Here is a 16056-nt window from a genome sequence, read left to right as displayed (position 1 = left end):
AGAGGAGGAAATTTATGGGGATATTATTCATAATAAATCCCGTTGCAGGTAAAGGGAAAGCTGAAAAAATAGTTCCTATCATACAAGAGATTTGTGAGAAATGCAATATTGATTATAAAATATTACATACAACTAAACCTAAGGAAGGTACAGAGCTGGCAAAATGGGGAACAGAAAATGGTTATGAAAGAATAATATCAGTTGGCGGTGATGGCACGTTAAATGAAGTTATGAATGGAGTTGTAGGTTCACAGTCAGCCATTGGAGTTATACCAGGAGGTTCAGGTAACGATTTTATTAAATCAATAAATAGCGAGAAAGATTTAGAAAGGATTATATTGGATAACATTTATGGAGAAATAAACCATATTGATTTAGGTAAGTGTAATGGAAGATATTTTATTAATGTAGCCAGTGGAGGGATGGATGCAGAAGTTTTAATAAATACTCATAGAGCTAAAAGAATATTTTCGGGAAGCATGGCTTATTTAGTTGGACTAATTAATACGATTTTTACTTATAGATTCAAAAGGGTAAAGGTAAAAATAGATGATCTGCTATTAGAAGATGAGCTTACATTAACGGCAGTTGCCAATGGTAGATATTATGGAGGGGGTATGCTGCCAGCGCCTATGGCAGATTTAAGGGATGGGTATTTTGATATTTGTTTTATAAAAAAGGTATCAAAAACCAAAATGCTTAGACTTTTTCCAAAGTTTATCAAGGGTGAGCATGAGAAAATTAAAGAAGTATTTTTTTATAAGGGGAAACATGTGGAATTGTCCTCTGATGAAGAGATTGCAGTAAATATTGACGGAGAATTAGAACTATCAAAAAGAATAGAATTTGAAATTATACCCAAGGCTTTAAGTGTAATTACAAAGATAAAATAAAACTGGCAGCCATATCATAAGTTATAAGTGATATGGCTGCCAGTTTTTGAATAAGATTTAATAGATAATTTTTTTAGGAGGACTGTTGTGGAAAAAATTTTAGTGCTGGCTTTTATGACAGAGACATTATGGGAAACATTAAAAATGATAAAATCCTCAAAGGGGATAAATATTGACAGAATCGGTGCTATGATTTTAGGAATTCTTATAGCCATTGCAGCAAATATGGATATATTTAAGCTAATCGAAATACCCCTTGGAATTAGCTATTTAGGAAGTATTTTAACAGGACTTTTAATAAGTCGAGGCGCAAATTTCTTACATGATATTTTAGGAAATATAAGTAGTATGTATCAAGCACGAAAATAAAAGCTGGCAGCTATATCATAAGTTATAAGTGATATAGCTGCCAGTTTTAATGAAAAACGGATTAAATCTAAGATAGAATAATGCTATTTTATTAATTTAACAGGATACGGTTTATATTAGAAAAAAATAGAATAAATTGAATTTGTGGAAATTATTAGTCGGTATTAAAATTAGTTTATTGTAAAATCAAAGTTAAGGGGGGATGAGATTTTGGATAAGGAAATGCAGGAAATTTTGAAGAACATTATACACATAGATAAAAGTGCAGTTAATTTACGGAGAAATCTAGAAGAACAGATAGAGGAGAAAAAAAACAACATCAATAAAGAGATTGAGGATTTAAGAAAAGAAATAATTGAAGAACAGGTTATAAGGGCAAAAGAGAATGAAGCTAAAGAAATAGAAAGGGTAAAAATGGAATCCCAAAGGCTCATTAGTGATGCAGAGAAATCTTGTTCTCAAATGGAAGCAAGCTTTAATTTGAATAAAAAAAGGCTGGCAGAAGAAATATTTAAAAATATAGTTCACAGCTAACTTATTTAAGCAGGTGATAATATGGATCAAAATACCATGTATGCTGCAGTAAACACTAAAATCGCATCTATGTTTGGCAAACTTTTAGATGATGAGGATTATAGGAATTTACTTTCCCTGAAGAACTCACAGGAAATTGCCCAATATCTAAAGGTAAATACTTATTATGGTGAGTTTTTAAAAGATAAAGATCCCTTGAAAATGCACAGAGGTGATATTGAAAGACTTTTAAAGGAATCACTGGTTGTTTATATGGATAAGTTGATTAATTATTTTCATGGAGAATATAGAAGCTTTTTAAAGAGCTTTTATATGAAATATGAAATATATGACTTAAAAAGGGTAGCTAGAATTATTCATATAGATAAGGACTTTGACAATATAAAGGAAAGTCTTGTTTTTGCCGGCAAATATAAATATATAGATATAGATAGAATAATTAAGGCAAAGAGTATAATGGAGCTTATTCAGGCATTGGAGGGAACCTATTATTATCCTTATCTAAAAAATCTAATTGATGGGAATACAAAGGAAAACCTTTATAGACTGGAAATGACTCTAGATAAAATATACTTCATCGTGCTAGGGGAAAAACTCAAAAAACTAAATAAAAAGGATCAAAGAGTTTTTATTAATTTGTATGGAAACTATATCGATATGCTCAACATCCAGTGGATTTACAGGGGTAAAGAATACTATAGCTTATCATCAGAAGAAATATTTAATTATACCGTTGATAGAGGAAACAGATTTAACTATAAAAGTATAAAGGAGTTCTGTTATGCAAAGGATGTAGGAGAATTTATTGAGAAGATTAGAAATACATCCTATGGTTTTATGTTTAAAGAGAATAAAAATGAAGACATTTTCATGGAAAGAAGAATGAATAGGTTTATGTATTTTAAATTAAAGGGAGCTAAGCAGAAACTGAATTTAGATATATCAATGCTGCTGGCATACCTGGAGCTTAAGGAGTTTGAAATAAGGGACATAATCACTATAACAGAAGGTGTAAGGTATAAATTGGATGGTGAAGAAATAAAAAAATATTTAATAAAAGCCATATAGATTGAGGTGATTTTATGGCAGTTGAAAAGATGGAAATGATAAATATTATCGGTCATATGAGTGATATAGATGAGATATCAAAGAAAATTATCTTATCATCATCAATTCACATGGTAAATTCCATGAGTGAAATTGAGCAAAGTCACTTTCCAATACTTCAGGCTAAGGACGATGTAGGTGCATTAGTGGATTTTAATTACATTAAGCAATATGCAAGTGAAAAAAATTTAGGAGAGATTGAAAAGAAGATTGAGGCTCTGTTGGAAATTTTTGAGGTAAGAAAAAGGTTTAATAGGACATATTTAAAGGAGAATTATGACTTTAAAAGGGATATAGCGGATATAGAATGGTTATATAGCACGGTAAAGGATACCCATACAAGGTTAAAGGACTTAAAGGAGGAGGAAATCCAAATTACAGAATTAGAGAAATACATCTCATATCTTAAAGATTTAGATATGGACTTAGAGGATATTTTCAGCATGAAATATATATATGTAAAGCTTGGAAAGATAACGAAATACAACATGGATAAGTTAAAGAAAAACTATGAAAACATTCCTGCTGTTGTTTTAAAACTTTTCAGTGATAATGACACTGTCGTAGTGATGATGCTGGTTCCACATAATGTGGAAATAGAAGTTGATAGGGTATTAAAATCATTAAACTTTGATGAATTTAACTTAAAAATTAAGCTTAAGGGTACTCCAGTTCAGTGTATTGAAAAATTAAGCATTAGAAAAAGACAGATAAAAAGCGAGATGGATTATCTTAAGACTAAGCTTTTAGACCTAAAGAGTGAAAATTTGGATAAAATTGAGCGATATTATTCTCGTCTGGTTATGGAATACAAAATAGAAGAACTTAAGAGCTATATGGCTGTAACAAAAGAATTCTTCTATATGACAGGATGGGTTCCTAAATACAGGAAGAAAACCCTTAGTGAATGTTTTAAACACTTTGATGAAAGGATTATCGTAATATATAAAGAGATAAATGAAATCAGGGAAGGAATTTCTCCCCCAACATGCCTTAGAAATGGTTATTTGTTAAGGCCTTTTGAATCTGTAGTTAAGATGTATGGAATTCCTTCATATGGTGAAATTGACCCAACTTCCTTTGTTGGCATTAGTTATATGCTTCTCTTTGGAGCAATGTTTGGGGATGTTGGTCAGGGACTTGTTTTATTTCTTTTAGGTGAACTTTTGAGTAAAAAGAAAAGCAGACCTAATCTTGGTGGAGTAGTTGCAAGACTTGGATTAAGTTCAACTTTCTTTGGTTTTATATACGGAAGTATATTCGGATTTGAGGATATATTAAAAACCTATATAGTTCGTCCAATGGTGAGTATAAATCTTATGCTTATTTCTGCGGTAGCACTTGGTACCATATTTTTGACAATCGGGTTTATATATAATCTCGTTAACAGTTATAGAAACAGGGATATAGAAAATGGTATTTTCAGCAGAAATGGACTTTCAGGTTTAGTTTTTTATTGGACACTTATTTATCTGGTTCTAGCAAAGGTAAAAGGTTGGACACCTATAATACCTGTTGGAGGATTAGTGTTAATTCTTATATTCCTTTTAGGTTTAATGCTTTTTAAAGAACCAATAACAAACATTATAAGGGGAGTAAGACCTCTTTATAATGAAACAAAAACAGACTATTATATCGAAGGAGGATTTGGAGTATTAGAAACCCTTCTTAGTATGTTCAGCAACACTGTATCATTTATAAGAGTTGGGGCATTTGCCATTAACCATGTTGGTTTATTTATTGCCTTTGAAACACTTTCAGAAATGATGACAAGCAGTGTGGGAAGCGCTCTTGTTTTAATAATCGGCAATATAATAATTATAGGTCTTGAGGGTTTAATAGTTTTTATACAAGGACTTAGGCTTGAATATTATGAACTTTTCAGTAAATACTTCAGTGGAATAGGATATGATTATGAACCATTAAAATTATAATTGGGGGGATAAAAATGTATATATTTTTAATTTTAGCGATTACAATTGTTGTTTTAACAGTAACTCAAGGAATAATTAAGTTTTACAAAGGGGAAATTTGTGAAAAAGGCAGGATAAAAAAGGTATTAAGAATTAATATGTATTCATTTATACCTGTACTTACAGGACTAATAATAACTCTTATACCACAGGCAGCCCATGCAGCAGTTACAGGCAGTGAATCAGGTTCAGGTCTTGGATTTATTGCAGCTGGATTAAGTACAGGATTGGCAGCCATTGGTGCAGGATACGCAGTTGGTGCAGTGGGATCATCGGCACTTGGAGCAGTATCAGAGGATCCTAAGATATTAGGTAAAACTTTGATATTTGTTGGTCTTGCTGAGGGTATTGCCATTTACGGCCTTATAATCTCAATTATGATACTTGGAAGACTTTAGGGTGAATTTAAATGAGAATTTATTTAATAAGTGATAACAGGGATACCCTTGTGGGAATGAGAATAGCAGGAATAAAAGGAACTCTTGCTGAAAGTGCAGATGAAGCAGAAAAGCTTATTGATAACCTGCTTAAGGATAAGGAAATTGGGATTATTCTTATAACTGAAAGACTAGGGAGGGAAATAAAAAATAAAATAAGCCATATAAAGGAAAAAATGGTTTACCCTCTTATTATTGAAGTTCCAGACAGACATGGCAGTATCAAAGATGAAGATTATATAACTGGATATGTTAAGGATTCCATAGGTATCAAGTTTTGAGGTGATTTTATGATAACCATTGATGAGAAATTAAATCTTTTTACAAAAATAGTTTATGATCTTGTTGAAAAGGAAAATAGGATAACTATAGAAAAATATAATAAAGAATTTGGAAGTTTAATAGAAGAGAAAAGACAGGAATTTACAAGGGAAGCCCAGGAAATCTTAAGTAAAAGGAAAAAGAATTTGGAAAAAGAAAAACTTCAAATAGTTTCAAAGGCAAGGATACAACAAAAGAAAATTCTTTTAGAAAAAAGAAAAGAGCTGCTAGAAAAAATGATTATTGAAGTTGAAGATATTGCAAGGGAATTTGTAAAAAGCCAGAAATATAAAGACATGTTCATCAAAGAATTAAAAAGTGCATTCAATGAGGTATGTGGCAGTGATGAGTTTATAATTTGCCTCACAGAAAAGGATGCAAAAGATTTTGAAAGAGAGATAAGTGACATTTTCAGTGGTAAAAAGGTAAGTGTCCTCAGGGATAATGATATAATAGGAGGATTTGTTTTAACTGACAGAGATAAAAACATAAAGTTTGATTTATCTTTTTTAAGCAGGATTTCAAATTCCAGGAATTTAATTGGCGAAAAATTATTAGACTTATTACATTAGGTGGTGGTTATATGGCTGAGGGGGTTGTAAAGTATATTAATGGTCCTGTTATAAGAGCTGATAAAATGGACAAATTTAAAATGAGGGAAATGGTAACCGTCGGTCCAAAAAGATTAATAGGAGAAGTCATTTCATTGGATGGTCAGATTGGAACAATTCAAATATATGAAGAAACAACAGGATTAAAGGTTGGAGATAAGGTTGAATCCACAGGGATGCCCTTATCTGTTAAATTAGGACCAGGGATTGTTGGAAATATTTTTGATGGTATACAAAGACCTTTAAATTACATCTTCAATAAATCAGGTGGCTATATCAGTGAGGGTATAGGATTAGCTTCCATTGATCTGAATAAGGAATGGGAGGTTGAAATTATTATAAAAAATGGTGATGAGGTAGAATCAGGTATGTTTTTTGGCAAGGTTAAAGAGACACCACTTGTCAACCATTATTTGATGGTTCCAAATGGAATCAGAGGAAAGGTTATAGATTTAAAGCCAAGGGGCATGTATAACATGGAAGAGACGCTCTTAAAGATAGATGACGGAAAGGAAATTCATGAAATAAAAATGTATCAGGAATGGCCAGTTAGAAGCCCAAGACCTGTTAATAAGAGAATGCCAATTGAAAAACCACTAGTCACAGGACAGAGGGTTGTAGACACATTCTTTCCAATAGCAAAGGGAGGTACTGCAGCAATCCCAGGAGGATTTGGTACTGGAAAGACAATGACACAGCATCAGCTTGCAAAGTGGAGTGATGCAGATATAATCGTATATATTGGTTGTGGTGAGCGAGGAAATGAAATGACAGAGGTACTTGAGGACTTTCCAAAACTTGTTGACCCCAAATCAAATCTTCCATTAATGAACAGGACTATATTAATTGCCAATACGTCAAATATGCCTGTTGCAGCAAGGGAAGCTTCCATTTACACAGGCATTACAATAGCAGAATATTTCAGAGATATGGGATATCATGTTGCAGTAATGGCGGATTCAACGTCGAGATGGGCTGAAGCGCTTCGTGAAATTTCTGGAAGGCTTGAGGAAATGCCTGCAGAGGAGGGATATCCTGCATATCTTCCTTCAAGACTTGCAGAGTTTTATGAAAGGGCAGGATATGTAGATACACTGAGTAAAAAAGAGGGTTCAGTTACCATAATAGGTGCTGTATCTCCCGCTGGAGGAGATTTTTCAGAGCCTGTAACACAAAATACAAAACGTTTTGTAAGTGCTTTTCTTGGTCTTGATAAGAAATTAGCCTATGCAAGACATTATCCAGCTATTAATTGGTTATCAAGTTACAGTGGTTATCTTGCAACATTAGATGGCTGGTATAGAGAAAATGTTGATGAGGATATGATGAAACTAAGGGGAGAGATGTTGAAAATTCTTCAGGAGGAAAGTAAGCTTCTGGAAATTGTCAAACTTGTAGGTGAAGACGTTTTGCCGGATGAACAAAGATTAATTCTTGAAATAGCTAAAGTTATAAAGATTGGATATCTTCAGCAGAATGCTTACCACAAGGAAGATACTTATGTTCCATTAGATAAGCAGAATAGAATGCTTAAAGTCATCAATGAATTATATATAAATTCAAGGGAAGCAGTAAAATTAGGAGTACCTATTTCCAAGCTTCGTGGAAGCGAGGTTTTTAAAGACGTTATAAAGATGAAATACAGTATACCCAATGAATATAAAGATGAATTTAAGGACTTGGAAGAAAAAATTAATGACTATTTTATTAGTCTGAAAAAGGCTTATGAAGGGTGATAACTATGATTAAGGAATATTTGGAACTCCAGAAAATAGAGGGACCTTTGATTGTATTATCAGGAGTTGAAAATGCATCCTATGATGAAATTGTAGAGATAAAATGTGGAGAGCAGATAAAACATGGAAAGGTTGTACAGATTTATGAAGATAAAGCTGTTGTGCAGGTTTTTGAAAATACAGCAGGCTTGTCAGTAAAAGATATATCTGTTAAATTTACAGGTAAGCCTTTGGAGATAAGCTTATCTAAAGAAATAATGGGAAGGGTATTTAATGGTATTGGAGAACCAATTGATGATGGTGGAGATATTTACAGTAAAATAAAGCGTGATGTAAATGGAAGACCAATTAATCCAGTAGCAAGAAAATATCCAAGGGATTATATTCAAACTGGTATATCGGCAATCGATTTTTTAACAACATTGATAAGGGGGCAGAAACTTCCTGTTTTCTCAGGAAATGGACTTCCTCACAATAATTTAGCTGCCCAGATAGTTAAACAGGCAAAGATTTCAAGTAGTCAAAACAGTGACTTTGCAATTGTTTTTGCGGCTATGGGTGTCAAGCATGATGATGCCCACTACTTCTTAAGGATATTTGAAGAGTCAGGTGTACTTGACAGGGTAGTAATGTTTTTAAATCTTGCAGATGACCCAGTTGTGGAAAGGATTATTACCCCAAGGTGTGCCTTAACTGCAGCAGAATATCTTGCCTTTGAGGAAAATATGCATATTCTGGTTGTTATGACGGATATGACAAGTTATTGTGAAGCTTTAAGGGAAATTTCATCAGCAAGGGAGGAAGTCCCAGGAAGAAAGGGATATCCGGGATATCTGTATTCGGATTTAGCAAGCCTTTATGAAAGGGCAGGGATGATGGAGGGAGCCAGTGGTTCAATAACCCAGATACCAATATTGACTATGCCAAATGATGATATTACCCATCCTATACCTGATTTAACAGGTTATATAACAGAAGGACAGATTGTACTGAATAGGGACATTTATCAAAGAAACATATATCCACCTATAAATATTTTACCTTCATTATCAAGGCTCATGAAGGACGGTATAGGAGAAGGATATACAAGAGAAGACCACCCGGATATTGCAAACCAAATGTTTTCCTGCTATTCAAAGGTACAGGAGGTTATTGCCCTTGCACAGGTTATTGGGGAGGATGAGCTTTCAGATATCGATAAAAAATATTTGGAATTTGGAAGGGAGTTTGAGTATAGATTTTTAAATCAAGGTTTTGATGAAAACAGGGATATAGAGGAAACACTAAATTTAGCCTGGGAGGTTTTATCCATCCTTCCTCAGGGAGAATTAGACAGAATTGCCCCAGAAATGTTGAAAAAATATTACAGGGGGTGATTAAATGGATATAAACATAGCCCCTACTAAGGCAAATTTAATGGCTGCAAAGGCTACCCTGGAATTTTCCCAAAGAGGATATGAACTTTTAGATAAAAAAAGAAACGTATTGATAAGGGAAATGATGGGGCTCTTAGATAGAGCTAAGGAAATACAGAATAAGATTAACACAACTTTTAAAGAAGCCTATGAGGCTCTTATGATGGCAAACATGACCATGGGGATTGCAAGTGTTGAAGATATTGCATGGTCTCTTCCGGAAAATGGACATTTTGATATTCTATATAAAAGCGTTATGGGGGTTGAAATACCTAAGATAAAATATAAAAAATATGAAGCAGTTCCCAGTTATAGTTTTTATCAGACAAATGCCTCGATGGATGTGGCATTTAAAAGATTTTGGGAGATTAAATTCTTAATTATAGAATTAGCCGAGGTTGAGAATTCAGTATATAAACTTGCAGTTGAAATCAAAAAAACACAGAAAAGGGCAAATGCAATGCAGAATATACAGATACCAAAGTATAGCGAAATGGTAAAATATATTCAAGATTCACTGGAAGAAAAGGATAGGGAAGATTTTTTCAGACTTAAAGTTGTAAAGAAAAAACGTATAAAGAAAAAAATGGTGAAGGCATAATTTGTTCACGGCAACACGCTGATGAATATAGTAAATTAACCCATAAGTCTATAATCAATATATTGATTTAGATTTATGGGTTTTTTGTAAATAAAACATTTATAAGGTTTAAGATGTAAATAAATGAGAATAATATATAAAAATATATAGATTCAATAAAAGGGGTTGTCCTTATGAGTAATTCTCCTGATAAGGAAATAATGGGAATAGAAAAGTTGAGTGAGTTAGATGCAGATATTGTTTACTATAACGGCCTTCAGTGTTTTGTAAAATTCAATATAGAAGGTTATGAAATAAGTTATGGATATAATATAAATGCTAAAAATAAATTTTATCTGCAGAGGATAAAACCCTACCCCATGCCTGCAGGGGTTTTTGATGATGTAAACGATGTTATAAACGTTATTAAGATTGATATTGATTTATTTAAAAATGCAGTTAAAAGCGGTAAATTGGAGAAGTTTATCAACATCAGTACGGAGATTTTAAATGTAGTAAGAAATTTTGAAGATTTATTTTTGTACTACAATGTAAGTCCAGAAATCTTTAACGAGTTGAATCAGATAATTGGAATTTTAAAGGAAAAAATTTTAACTGGTGCAAGAGAAAGCAAAAGAGTATATACAGAGAATGAGCCCAAAACGATATAAAGGATGGTCTTCCATCCTTTATATACTTTCAGGCAATATAATTCATGACTTTTTTATATATCTTTTAAAAGTATTATTGTAATCAGTCCAATCATCATTTTTAACGTCTCTTTGGATAGCCAGATAGAATCCATTAAGTTCAGCACTTGTTTTATCAGCATTATGAATAACCAATGCTTCTAAGGTCATGGGAAGAACAGGAGAACCTGTTTCCAATGAACCATGGTGGGATAGTATACAGTGCTGAAGTTCAAGTTTAACGTCTTCAGGGAATTTATTAATTTGTGAAGTATATTTTTCTATTATCTGTGTCCCGATATTTATATGTCCTAATAGTCTTCCAAGGGTTGTGTATTTATTTTCTGGGAAATTTGATAACTCAACAATTTTTCCTATATCATGAAGTAAAGCACCTGCAACTGCCATATCGTAATCGATATAGTTATAAATTTTACAAAGCTGTATAACGGTTTCAGCAACTTCTATGGTGTGCTGTGCCAGTCCACCAGTATATGCGTGATGTATTTCTACACCGGCAGCTTTTTTATAAAAAGCTTCTTTGATATCTGGTGAGGAAAATATATTATTTAGCAATTGATTAAGATATTCATTTTTTATTGTTCCTATTATTTCCGCAAGCCTCTTAGCTAACTTATCCTCTTCAAGGCTGCAGGAAGGAGTGATTTTTTCAAGCAAATCACTTGATGGGTTTGAAATGTGAAGGATTTTATCAATGTGAATCTGTAAATTACCTTTAAATTCTCTGACAACACCCCAGATGTTAACAACAGACCCTGGTATGATTTCTTCTGATACACCTATATTACTATTCCAAATCTTTGCATCATAGTTTTTAATACCGTAACTTATTTGAAGGCTATAATACTCTTTACCATTTTGATTGATTTTTTTTGAAATCTGTCTTACAATGACTGGTTGATTCTCTATTCTATCGTTTGTTTTTAAGTTTAGCATAAAATCACCTCATAAAAATAATACCATACTATATTATACATAAATTAGGAATTTAATGCACGTTGATTTAGACATATTTCCCCTTGAAAAAATTACGAAAGGTAGTATAATATATTTTGAAGATTATCTGGGTGTGGCGCAGTTGGTAGCGTACTAGAATGGGGTTCTAGGGGCCGCGAGTTCAAGTCTCGCCACTCAGACCATAAAAGGGGCTGTCACATTAGCATTTGAAAACCGCTAATGTAACAGCCTTATTTTACGATTTTTAAATAATCTTTTATATCAAATACATCTTCCTCAGTTTTATGAAGTTTATGTTTGACAAACTTTACGTCTTTTGAAAGTGCAGCAAAACTATTTTTACTTTCAGTACGGAATTCAGTAAGATCAGCAGTCTGATTGTAAACAGCAGTAACCTTTTCTTTAATTTCTGTTATATCTGATTGAATAAGAGCCTGAGAATTTTCAACAGCAGCATGTCTTTTATCTAGATTATCAACGGTAGTTGAGAGATTATCAACAGTACTCATAATATTATTAACATTATTGGTTAATTGAGTTAGCATTTGTAATATTTTTTCTTCATTGTTCAAGATATAAACTCTCCTTTTAAAATTAGAACTGTATCTATGATCAAACACCTTATAAAGTTTATATATATAATATAAAAGAAAATTTAATTAAGTTCAAGAAAAATAAACAAACGTATAGAATTATATTCAAATAATGAAATAATACTAATGTAAAAATTATAAAGGCTTATATTAGTGTTTTTTTATTGTATATTGATCTGACTTTTGGCAGATACTTATGTTGGGGTGATTTATGTGGAAGAAAAAAGTTTCAACAGATATATGAATGGTAGAGATTTGACTCAGGATAAAAACACAGAGGTAGTTAATCCGGATTTTGTAAATCCAATATCCATACTGCCAGAAGACAAATTCATACAGATGAACTATGAAGAATCATCGAGGGTTACTTTTCCTAAAGAATTAGAAAGATATTCTGCAATTGGAGGAATTGGACCTGCACTGATGACTATGGGAAAAAGAATTGACTTTGACGAGAATTTTAAAAAATTATAAGTAATTTAGCTGATATAAAACAGATTAGAGCAGGGAGGTATGAAAATGACAGAGAATAAAAGGCATAAAGCTGCCAACAGGGAAAATAAACGTAATGACATGAATAGACCAAAGGATATAAAAAATAATAAACAAACGCCAAAAAGGTATGAAGATTTTGAGGGAAACAAAATAGAATAAAAAATTAAATACAATATTCTGTAAATTCACAAGATTATACTTCCAATTGTTCAGTATTTATATTATAATTAAATTAATCTCCGCTATGGGTGGAAAGACGTTCCATGTTTATATGGGCGTTTTTCTTTTTTTTGTGTAATTTTCGGGATAGAAGTGAATTATAAAATATTGTTGGTGGGAAAATAACCATATAAATTAATTATTATTGAAAAGATTAAAGTTAGATAGTATAATATACCCATATAGTATAAGGAGGGAAAGACATGGAAATTAAGATCACAGAAAGTGCTGTTGAATTTCTAAAGCAAAAACTTTCTGAAGAAAATGAGAAGTCTGGAGTCAGAATTTATATTGCAGGAATTGGCTGAGGCGGCCCAAGTTTTGGATTGTCTCTGGATGAGGCAAAGGATACAGATAACGTTTATGAGGTTGAAGGTTTAAAGATTTTATTTGATAAAGAGCTTTCAGCATATACCAAGGGATTCCAGATAGATTATAGAAGCTCTATCTTTGGAAAGAGACTGGTAGTAGATCCATTATATAGTAGAGGATGTTCTTGTTAAATTAAAAATTTACATGACTAAAGCTATTAAAAGAAAATTTTATTTAAAATCCTAAGTAATTTAAATCCGTAATCTAATGGTTAACTGTAATCTACAGGAATTTAGCTTCATTAGGTTTACGGATTTTTCTATATCACCTATTTTTGCAATTTTCACCTGCAAATGATGTATGGCAAAATCAGAAATGAGTGGGAATACTAAATAAAGGTTGACTACAAAGGATATTATATATAATAATAAGTTGATGAACCTTTAACAAAATTTGAAGGTAGGTGTAAAAATGAAGGAAATAGTTATAACCTCTAATGAAGCAGGACAAAGATTTGATAAATTTTTAAGGAAATACCTTAAAGATATGCCTTAAGTGGAATATATAAGGCGATTAGAAAAAAAGAAATAACTGTAAATTCTAAAAAAGCAAGTGAAAAGTATGTATTAAACGAAGGGGATATAGTTAAATTTAACATAAAAATTGATGATGTCACAAAGACGAAGGATTTGGATTTTTTGAATATTGAATATAATTTTCAGATAGCATATGAAGATGAAAATATCCTTGTAGTGGAAAAAGCCTCTGATGTGTTAGTGCACCCAGATGAAGGTAAAGAATATACATTAACAGATCAGGTTATGGCATATTTGTATGATAAACTTGAGTATGATCCCAATAATGAAAAGACCTTTGCTCCATCTCCATGTAACAGACTTGATAGAAATACGGAAGGTCTTGTGATATTTGCAAAAAATTATGAAAGCCTTAGAGCAGTTAATCAGTGTATAAGAGAAGGAAATTTAGAAAAGTATTATACCACTATAGTAAAGGGAAGAATTCAGGACGGTACATACAGGGCATATATATATAAGGACCATAGAACAAATAAAGTAAGGGTTTTTGAAAACAAGGTAAGGGATAGCAAGGAAATAATCACAAGGGTAATAAATAATGAAAGTATAGGAATCTTTTCACATATAGACATAGAGCTGATAACCGGAAGAAGCCATCAAATAAGGGCACACCTTGCTGAAATGGGTAATCCTATATTAGGTGATCCAAAATATGGAGATAAAAAGGCTAACAGTTTTTTTGTCAATAAATATGGGCTGGAAAATCAGCTTCTAGTTGCATATAAGCTTGTGTTTAAAAAATGTCCAGAAAAAATAAAATATCTGGAAAATAAAACAATTACAATGCCCCTGCCTTCTCAGTTTAAAAAAATAAAAAAGGATTTATTTAAAATATAAAAGAATCGGACCAGTCTCCGATTCTTTTATTTTAACTAAACTAAATACATTATTAGAGCTATTACAATACCTGAGTATATTAAATCCATTAAACAATAGCCCATGATATCCCTTGCACCTAGTTTTGCAAGACCAAGGATAGGAAGTGCCCAGAATGGCTGTATCATGTTTGTCCAAGCGTCTCCCCAGGCTAAAGCCATAGCAGCTTTACCAAGTGGAACTCCCAATTTTTGAGCTGCATCCATAACTATAGGACCCTGAGCTGCCCATTGACCTCCTCCAGAAGGAATGAATAGATTTACAAGTCCTGCACTTAAAAATGTGTAAACTGGAAATGATCTGATAGAAGAAACATTAACGAACCAGTTTGCAATATTTGCAGCAAGTCCAGAATCAACCATTATTCCCATTATACCTCCATAGAATGGAAATTGAAGTGCTATACCACCGGCACCTTTAATGGAATTTTCAATGGCTTTTACGTAATTTAATGGAGTTTTATGTAACAAAATACCAGTGAATAAAAAAATCATATTTATTGAATCAAGGGATAAGCTTCCGCCATTTATAAAATATTTAATAATATAGGCGAAGCCTAAAATGGATATAATTAATGACATAAACATGCTATTTTCTAACTTCTGTGCAGCTGTTGGAATTTTAATAATTTGGGTTTCTGCTGAAGCTGCTAATTCGCCATCTTCCTCTGGTATAAATTCAATAACGTCCTCTTTTTTGGGCATCATAAACATGTTTATAAGAGGTAGTGTAAGTATTAAAATTATTGAAATAGTTAAGTTAGTAGATGAGAAAAGCGTTTGACTTACAGGTATTGCAGGAAAAGTTACTCCCTTTAAGCCTCCGTTTGCCTCAACAACCTTTAATGGAATTGAACCTGATAAACCACCGTGCCAAACAAGGAAACCTGAATATGCACTGGCAATTAATAGTCTGTAATCGAGACCTCTTACTTGTCTAGCTAATTCCTTTGCTAATAGTGCTCCTATAACGAGACCAAATCCCCAATTTAACCAGCAGCATATAGCTGAAACAAATGTAACAAGTAAAATAGCTTGGACTGGAGTTTTTGCAATTGAAGCGATTTTTTTAAGTAGATTTTTGAAAATACTTGCCTGAGCCAATGCATGTCCAGTTATTAAAACAAGTATCATTTGCATTGAAAAGCTTAGCAGTCCCCAAAAACCTTTTCCCCAGAATCCAACAAGATCTAATGGAGCTTTTCCGGTATTAATAAGGGCAAGAAGGAAAACTATAATTGTTAAAAAAATAGCAAATATGAATGCGTCAGGAAGATACTTTTCCACAAGATTAACGCATCCTCTGGTTAATTTTTTAAACAT

18 protein-coding genes, 1 tRNA gene and 1 pseudogene are annotated in these 16056 nt (G+C 32.4%); 17 read left to right on the top strand and 3 right to left on the bottom strand.

Annotated features, from left to right (window positions below; translation table 11 throughout):
* The first annotated feature begins 14 nt into the window (after window positions 1–14).
* The 12 genes from Q428_RS04655 to Q428_RS04600 all read left to right on the top strand — a co-directional run bounded on the left by Q428_RS04655 (window position 15) and on the right by Q428_RS04600 (window position 10647).
* Window positions 15–893 carry a diacylglycerol/lipid kinase family protein gene (locus Q428_RS04655; protein WP_035378667.1) on the top strand — a complete coding sequence of 293 codons (879 nt, stop codon included), beginning with the start codon at window positions 15–17 and terminating at the stop codon, window positions 891–893.
* An 87-nt stretch (window positions 894–980) separates the two neighbouring features.
* The gene (locus tag Q428_RS04650) at window positions 981–1262 is read left to right on the top strand and encodes a hypothetical protein (protein WP_051514933.1); all 282 of its coding nucleotides are present in this window, start codon (window positions 981–983) and stop codon (window positions 1260–1262) included.
* A 210-nt stretch (window positions 1263–1472) separates the two neighbouring features.
* Window positions 1473–1796 carry a hypothetical protein gene (locus tag Q428_RS04645; protein WP_035378665.1) on the top strand — a complete coding sequence of 108 codons (324 nt, stop codon included), beginning with the start codon at window positions 1473–1475 and terminating at the stop codon, window positions 1794–1796.
* 21 nt (window positions 1797–1817) lie between these two features.
* The gene (locus Q428_RS04640; protein WP_035378663.1) at window positions 1818–2864 is read left to right on the top strand and encodes a V-type ATPase subunit; all 1047 of its coding nucleotides are present in this window, start codon (window positions 1818–1820) and stop codon (window positions 2862–2864) included.
* A gap of 14 nt (window positions 2865–2878) precedes the next feature.
* The gene (locus tag Q428_RS04635; RefSeq protein WP_035378661.1) at window positions 2879–4837 is read left to right on the top strand and encodes a V-type ATP synthase subunit I; all 1959 of its coding nucleotides are present in this window, start codon (window positions 2879–2881) and stop codon (window positions 4835–4837) included.
* 14 nt (window positions 4838–4851) lie between these two features.
* Complete coding sequence (locus Q428_RS04630; RefSeq protein WP_035378659.1) at window positions 4852–5274, top strand: ATP synthase subunit C; 423 nt, start codon at window positions 4852–4854, stop codon at window positions 5272–5274.
* 11 nt (window positions 5275–5285) lie between these two features.
* Window positions 5286–5594 (top strand): V-type ATP synthase subunit F, encoded by a 309-nt coding sequence (locus Q428_RS04625; RefSeq protein ID WP_035378657.1) that lies wholly within the window; start codon window positions 5286–5288, stop codon window positions 5592–5594.
* A 9-nt stretch (window positions 5595–5603) separates the two neighbouring features.
* Window positions 5604–6206, top strand: a complete 603-nt coding sequence (locus Q428_RS04620; protein WP_035378656.1) for a V-type ATP synthase subunit E — start codon at window positions 5604–5606, stop codon at window positions 6204–6206.
* Between the two features lie 11 nt (window positions 6207–6217).
* Complete coding sequence (locus Q428_RS04615) at window positions 6218–7981, top strand: V-type ATP synthase subunit A (RefSeq protein WP_035378655.1); 1764 nt, start codon at window positions 6218–6220, stop codon at window positions 7979–7981.
* Between the two features lie 5 nt (window positions 7982–7986).
* On the top strand, window positions 7987–9357 hold the full coding sequence (locus Q428_RS04610; protein ID WP_035378653.1) for a V-type ATP synthase subunit B: 1371 nt from the start codon (window positions 7987–7989) through the stop codon (window positions 9355–9357).
* Between the two features lie 4 nt (window positions 9358–9361).
* On the top strand, window positions 9362–9997 hold the full coding sequence (locus tag Q428_RS04605) for a V-type ATP synthase subunit D (protein ID WP_035378651.1): 636 nt from the start codon (window positions 9362–9364) through the stop codon (window positions 9995–9997).
* A gap of 173 nt (window positions 9998–10170) precedes the next feature.
* Window positions 10171–10647 carry a hypothetical protein gene (locus Q428_RS04600; RefSeq protein ID WP_051514930.1) on the top strand — a complete coding sequence of 159 codons (477 nt, stop codon included), beginning with the start codon at window positions 10171–10173 and terminating at the stop codon, window positions 10645–10647.
* Window positions 10648–10689: 42 nt separating this feature from the next.
* Here Q428_RS04600 and Q428_RS04595 read toward each other — a convergent pair whose 3' ends face one another.
* Complete coding sequence (locus Q428_RS04595) at window positions 10690–11622, bottom strand: 3'-5' exoribonuclease YhaM family protein (protein ID WP_035378649.1); 933 nt, start codon at window positions 11620–11622, stop codon at window positions 10690–10692.
* A gap of 127 nt (window positions 11623–11749) precedes the next feature.
* On the opposite strand from Q428_RS04595, the gene Q428_RS04590 reads away from it, so the two are divergent.
* Window positions 11750–11825: transfer RNA gene (locus Q428_RS04590), tRNA-Pro, on the top strand.
* Between the two features lie 48 nt (window positions 11826–11873).
* Here the strand turns inward: Q428_RS04590 and Q428_RS04585 are convergent.
* Entirely contained in the window at window positions 11874–12215 is a 342-nt protein-coding gene (locus Q428_RS04585; protein ID WP_035378647.1) for a hypothetical protein, read from the bottom strand.
* Between the two features lie 234 nt (window positions 12216–12449).
* Here Q428_RS04585 and Q428_RS04580 point away from each other — a divergent pair, with 234 nt between their 5' ends.
* The 4 genes and pseudogenes from Q428_RS04580 to Q428_RS04575 all read left to right on the top strand — a co-directional run bounded on the left by Q428_RS04580 (window position 12450) and on the right by Q428_RS04575 (window position 14695).
* Complete coding sequence (locus Q428_RS04580) at window positions 12450–12710, top strand: hypothetical protein (RefSeq protein WP_035378645.1); 261 nt, start codon at window positions 12450–12452, stop codon at window positions 12708–12710.
* Between the two features lie 45 nt (window positions 12711–12755).
* Entirely contained in the window at window positions 12756–12890 is a 135-nt protein-coding gene (locus tag Q428_RS16295; protein ID WP_278244868.1) for a hypothetical protein, read from the top strand.
* 263 nt (window positions 12891–13153) lie between these two features.
* A complete protein-coding gene (locus Q428_RS16510; protein ID WP_332925429.1) occupies window positions 13154–13453 on the top strand; it encodes an iron-sulfur cluster biosynthesis family protein in 300 nt (99 codons plus the stop codon).
* Window positions 13454–13733: 280 nt separating this feature from the next.
* Window positions 13734–14695 (top strand): annotated as a pseudogene (locus tag Q428_RS04575) (RluA family pseudouridine synthase).
* Between the two features lie 35 nt (window positions 14696–14730).
* Here Q428_RS04575 and Q428_RS04570 read toward each other — a convergent pair.
* Window positions 14731–16056, bottom strand: coding sequence for a short-chain fatty acid transporter (locus tag Q428_RS04570; protein WP_035378643.1), 1326 nt, complete (start codon window positions 16054–16056; stop codon window positions 14731–14733).

Source organism: Fervidicella metallireducens AeB (genome assembly GCF_000601455.1).
GTDB classification, from domain to species: domain Bacteria; phylum Bacillota; class Clostridia; order Clostridiales; family Caloramatoraceae; genus Fervidicella; species Fervidicella metallireducens.
The sequence above is the reverse complement of the archived record's forward strand: the minus strand, read 5'-3'. Positions and strand labels throughout refer to the sequence as shown.